Origin of the sequence: Corynebacterium sp. 13CS0277 (assembly GCF_002994655.1) — a bacterium.
Taxonomy (GTDB): domain Bacteria; phylum Actinomycetota; class Actinomycetes; order Mycobacteriales; family Mycobacteriaceae; genus Corynebacterium.
Window position 1 is genome coordinate 1 of record NZ_PPDL01000046.1, and the last position, 5,082, is coordinate 5,082.

Annotated in this window: 5 protein-coding genes; 2 read left to right on the forward strand and 3 right to left on the reverse strand. The window is 62.3% G+C overall.

The features are described 5' to 3' along the window. Positions 1–533 precede the first annotated feature (533 nt). From C1Y63_RS12605 to C1Y63_RS12270, 3 genes are all read right to left on the reverse strand, one after another. Complete coding sequence (locus tag C1Y63_RS12605) at positions 534–845, reverse strand: hypothetical protein (RefSeq protein ID WP_146128966.1); 312 nt, start codon at positions 843–845, stop codon at positions 534–536. Between the two features lie 402 nt (positions 846–1,247). Continuing rightward, complete coding sequence (locus C1Y63_RS12265) at positions 1,248–1,865, reverse strand: hypothetical protein (RefSeq protein ID WP_106016731.1); 618 nt, start codon at positions 1,863–1,865, stop codon at positions 1,248–1,250. Positions 1,866–2,283: 418 nt separating this feature from the next. Next, complete coding sequence (locus tag C1Y63_RS12270; RefSeq protein WP_106016732.1) at positions 2,284–3,321, reverse strand: hypothetical protein; 1,038 nt, start codon at positions 3,319–3,321, stop codon at positions 2,284–2,286. Positions 3,322–3,601: 280 nt separating this feature from the next. Here C1Y63_RS12270 and C1Y63_RS12275 point away from each other — a divergent pair, with 280 nt between their 5' ends. Further along, on the forward strand, positions 3,602–4,126 hold the full coding sequence (locus tag C1Y63_RS12275) for a peptidylprolyl isomerase (RefSeq protein WP_106016733.1): 525 nt from the start codon (positions 3,602–3,604) through the stop codon (positions 4,124–4,126). A gap of 180 nt (positions 4,127–4,306) precedes the next feature. Continuing rightward, positions 4,307–4,972, forward strand: a complete 666-nt coding sequence (locus tag C1Y63_RS12280) for a rhomboid family intramembrane serine protease (RefSeq protein WP_106016734.1) — start codon at positions 4,307–4,309, stop codon at positions 4,970–4,972. The last annotated feature ends 110 nt before the right edge of the window (positions 4,973–5,082 follow it).

The window sequence follows — 5,082 nt, forward strand, 5'->3', positions numbered from 1 at the left end:
TCTTCGGACGTCGGGCCGTTCGGTGCGGCAGCTGCAGTATCAGCAGCGCAACGGAGCTGAGGCTGAGAAGGGGGTGGGTGCCGTGGACGATTAGTGCGGCCGGCCGGGCAGTCGCGTGTCGTGATGGCGCGTGATCTGTGGGGCTAGTGCGTGCATTTTTGGTGGCGCTGAGCGTGCACAATTACATGGCGCTTGACACGGGGAAACATCAATCAGCCGCCGCCGGAGAAGCGTTTCTTGCAGTCGCCATTCTTGGCGCATTCGTCGTGAATAAGCTGAGGGCCTAGACGGCCTGCACTGAGGGGATAGTCTGTGTCGCTACGACGCGATGAAAATGTAGAAGCCTCTGCGGCAAAAGGTGTATTACCGACGTTGAAATTTGCGTTCCTCGCCCGGCGTCACTATCTGCCTAGCTGGTTGTGCGCGGGCGTCAAACGCTTGTAGGTGTACATGTCGGTGGTTAGTGGTGCGGCGTCACTAAATGAGGCAAGCGGGTTGCGGAATTATTTATATCTCGCCCTGGGTGCTGACGACTATTCCTCGGAAGCATGGCGTTTCCGCCAGTAGTGTCTTTTGAGAAAAAAGATGGGAAGAATGCCAAAATAATAGAGGGGCATATATGCCGCAACCTCATGGGGTGTCGAGCTCCAATCGATCTCTGACAAACTCTTTGGTTCCCTATTGGGGAAGACCATCCCGCCAAACCCTGTCAATTCGTCCATGACGAACGAAATGAAAGTAAATAGCGGGAAGCCGATTAGCGAAAACTTCCACGGAGGGACCCAAGGTTCTCCGTTGGCGTCTTTTTTAATTAAGAAATCGATAAATGTTGGAATTCTAGCCACTTAAGGGATCTCCTTCGTGCTGTGTAACTCCAAGGGTGGGCCGACACTTTTGGATAAGTCTTGTATCCGCTTGATTTCCTATTTGGCGAGTTACCACGTAGCAAGGATGGCTGGAGTGCTGCTGAATTGGCTACTGCAGGCGATGCTAGCGTGGATGCTGGGCTTCTTAGGGTTTCGGTTGCGACGCGCCCCTATGCGCGGCAAGACCCAATCGATCTGTGGTAAGCGCGTTGGCTAGGTGTTTCGGCGTTACTTGCTGCTAAAGCTGGCCATTTCATCCGTGGTGAAAGAGGAAATGGTAAAGACTGGAAGGGGGGCAGTGATATTTTTCATGGGGGGGCACAGAGATCTCTGCCCCCCTTTTGTTAACACTTCGATGAAGCCCGGTGGAAGAATGGACTTTTATGGCATCTTTTCACTGATGGCACAAGAGCCCGCAATGACGGCGAGTTGCGCTGCGAGGCCTACTGGACCGCCAATGGCGGCGACACCATATTTGAGGAGGCCAGTTGCGCCGTTAAGTGATGCAACAGCGACGATCTTTTCGGCAGCCTCACGCCAGCGCTTGTTAGCCAGATGTTCCCCGATCGCAATGGCGTCGAGTCTCGAGATCGGGGAAGGGGAGATAGCCCAGGCGACGCATTCCCCGTAAGACTGGAGGTCTCGCTTGGAACGGATGTGCGTCCCGGAATTATCCAAGCGTTCCGGGGAGCTCATGAGTTCAAGGAGCACGTCGGCTTCGTCGGGCGAGATGCCGTAGGCTTCTGCGGACGCGTAGTCCACGCTCCAATTGCCTTCAGGATCTTCGTAGACGACTTCGGTGAAGAGCGTTTCGAGGCTGTCGGCGAGTTCTTCGGTGACTTCCTGTTTTTCTGCCTCCGTGAGCGGCGCGTTTTCATTCCCGTACGTGGGAGCCTCGGAGATGGGAGTCGCGTGAGCGTCGACGGCAGTCATGCTTGCTCCGGCAGTGATGAGGGCGGTCGCGATGACTGCAAGCTTTTTGAGAGCAGAGTGCTTCATGTCTTTCTCCTGGTGTTACTTGGGGGACTGCTAGGTCCCGGTCGGTGAACCGATCCGCCGTAGGGCGCTTGGTTTCTGGAGTGCATTCCCACGCTGTGTGGGTTGCAGCCCACGTTAATTATGCGACGCGGTCGCGTCAAGGGATTCGGAGAAAAAGGCCAAAATTTTTTTTTGATCCGCTCGGCTCACCTCCAGGCCGGAGGGCGGCGCTCCACCAGTTGACGGTGGCTTGCGCGGCGCGAAGGGTGTGTGTGGGTGTCCGGTGTGTGCGCTCGGGGTATGGGGCCGAATTCGCTCGAAAGTTGTTGGGATGCTGTCCCGGAGTCGGCGGGCCGGTCGTGAATGGCGCAGGGGCCGCGCCACCTGGTGTGGTGGCACGGCCCCTGGGGTGCTGTGAGGTGCGGGATTGTCGCCCCGGTTAGCGGTTGGTGTTGCCCTTGCCCTGGTTCTTCTGGTTGCGGTTCCGGTTGCGGTTGTTCCGGCGCTGAGCGTTGGACTGCGGCTTCGGCTTCTGTGCCGCGTTCTTGGCCTTGGTGGCGGCCTTCTCGGCGACCTCGCGGGCGTCTTCAGCGGCACCCTCGGCGGCGTCGACAACCTTGTCGGCGACCTTCTCTGCGGTCTCCTTCGGGCCCTTGTCGGTGGCCTTGTCGACGACGGCGTCGAGCTTGTTGGCGACGGTCTCGGTGGCCTGCGCGGCCTTGTCTGCGACTTCTTCGGCCTTCTCGGTGATCTTCTCCGCGAGGTCGGTGTCGGTGACGGCGTCCTTGGCGTCGACAACCTTGTCTTCGACGGCAGCGGCGGCGGTGAGGGTGGCGTCGGCGACGGCATCCTTCGCGGCGGCGGCCTTGTCGGCGACGGTGTCCTTGACCTGACCGGCGGTGTCCTGCGCCTTGGCGGCGAAGTCTTCGACGCGCGGCGGGACGCTGATGGTGGAGGAGTCGTCCTTCTTACGGCCGAGGACCAGGTAGACGGCACCCGCAATCGCGGAGAGCAGCAGACCGACCAGGGTCATGTTGGTCAGCAGGCTGCGGCCTTCCTTGCGGGCCAGCTTCTTTTCCATCTTCTTCTGCGCCTTCGCGGCGGCCTTGGCGGCGCGGCGCTGGGTGCGGCGGCTGCCCTTCTTCACGTCCTTGGTCAGCGCCTCTGCCTTCTCTTCGGCGGCGTTGAACAGGTCGAGGGATTTTTCCTGGGCGGCGGCCATGCGGGCGCGGGCGGCCTTGGACACCTTGGCAACGTCCTTGCTGAGATCCTCGCTGGCGTTTCCGGCGGCCTTTTCTGCCTTCTCGGCGGCGGCTGCGGCGCGGCGCTTGAGCTGCTCCGCGCCGGCGGTGTACTTGTCGGCGGCATCTGCCAGCGCGTCGTAGGCCTCCGCGGCTTTCTTCTCGCGGTAGTCGGAGAATGCCTTGTAGGCGCGCATCGAGCTCTTCATCGCGATCTTCAACGTCGTGGGGTTCATGCCACTCCTCATTTCATCCGTGATGCTGCCCGCCTGGTCCAGGCGCGCAGCAGATCAGTGGTCTGGTGACCTTGCCCCGCGCGGGCGGTGTCCGCGGCGCGGGGGTCGTGGCCCCCATTGTACGGGCTAGCCCCCGCCATACCTGGGGCGGGGCGGGCCGCTACAGCGGCGTGGGGTGGGCCTGTGGTGCTGCGCGCGGGTGGTGTGGGCGCGGGGTGTGGTTGACGCTGTGGGCGATTTTTTGCCCCGCCGGGTGGGGTGTGCGTATAGGATGTCCCCCATGACCTTTAAGACCGCTACTGCGATTATGCACACCAACAAGGGCGATATCTCCATCGACCTGTTCGGTAACCACGCCCCGGAGACCGTCGCCAACTTCATCGGCCTGGCAGAGGGCACCAAGGAGTACCGCTCCGCCAACGCCAAGGGTGAGACCACCGGCCCGTTCTACGACGGTGCGATCTTCCACCGCGTCATCGACGGCTTCATGATCCAGGGTGGCGACCCGACCGGCACCGGTACTGGCGGCCCGGGCTACATGTTCGGCGACGAGTTCCACCCGGAGCTGCGCTTCGACCGCCCGTTCCTGCTGGCCATGGCGAACGCCGGCCCGGGCACCAACGGCTCCCAGTTCTTCATCACGGTGGCCCCCACCCCGCACCTGAACAACCACCACACCATCTTCGGTGAGGTCACCGACCCGGAGTCCCAGAAGGTTGTCTCTGAGATCGCCGGCACCGCGACCGATCGCCGCGACCGCCCGACCGCCCCGGTCGTCATCGAGTCCATCGAGATCGTCAAGTAACACACTCCCCACCAGGCCAGGACCCAGCGTCCGGGCCTGAGGATGTGCGTGGCACCGCGCCACACCCCACCCGTCATCAATGCCCCTCCCGCCCCGCGCGGGGTCGTGGGGCAGATGGGTGCGGTGTGTGGCGCGGTGCCTTTTTTGGGTTTCGGCCGCCCCCACTGCCAGGCTTAACGCATGACTTTGCGTAACTGGTGGAAAACGTCCTACGAGCGCACCCCCGCCACCATCGGCGTGGTGACAGTACTCGTGGCGGTATTCCTCGTGACGGTGCTGGAGTCCCGCAGCATCAACCACAATCTCAACGGCTGGTTGGGGGACCACTGGGGCACCTACCCGCCGGCCATGACGCGCCTGCCATTCGGCCCGCTGCGGGCCGTGGGCGGGGTGGTGCTGCACTCCGGTGTCACGCACCTCGTCTTCAACAGTTTCATGCTGTACCTCCTCGGCATCGAATTGGAGCGCGCCCTCGGCCACCGGATCTTTACCGCCCTGTTCGTGGTGGGCGGCCTGGGGGCGTCGGCGGCGCTGGTGTTCTTCGCCCCGCACGTCGACACGGTTGGCGCGTCCGGGGCGGTGTACGCGCTCCTGGTGGTGGTGACGATGCTGCGGCTCAAGATGGGCAGCGACTATCAGGGGCTGCTGTGGCTCATCGGCGCCAACCTGGCCTTCACGTTCCTCGCCAGTGGTGTGAGTGTGGCCGGGCACGCCGGTGGTCTCGTCACGGGCATTGTGCTGGGGGCGGGCCTGTGGGTGGCCCGCAGCAGCGCCAGCTACTTCCGATGGGTGCTCGGCGTGGGTGCGGTGAGCATCGCGCTCATCGGCAGGGGCCTGTTCCTGTAATTTCATCCACACCGCCCGCTGTGCACACAGCGGGGCAGTGTCATACCCTGTAAGCAAAATCTGAGCTTGAGAAGGTCTTGACATGACAACCGCCACCACCACTACCGAGC

What these genes read in the sequence shown, in the direction of transcription:
- C1Y63_RS12265 (WP_106016731.1), bottom strand. Translation starts at nt 1,865, where the DNA reads ATGAAGCACTCTGCTCTCAAAAAGCTTGCAGTCATCGCGACCGCCCTC.
- C1Y63_RS12270 (WP_106016732.1), bottom strand. Translation starts at nt 3,321, where the DNA reads ATGAACCCCACGACGTTGAAGATCGCGATGAAGAGCTCGATGCGCGCC.
- C1Y63_RS12275 (WP_106016733.1), top strand. Translation starts at nt 3,602, where the DNA reads ATGACCTTTAAGACCGCTACTGCGATTATGCACACCAACAAGGGCGAT.
- C1Y63_RS12280 (WP_106016734.1), top strand. Translation starts at nt 4,307, where the DNA reads ATGACTTTGCGTAACTGGTGGAAAACGTCCTACGAGCGCACCCCCGCC.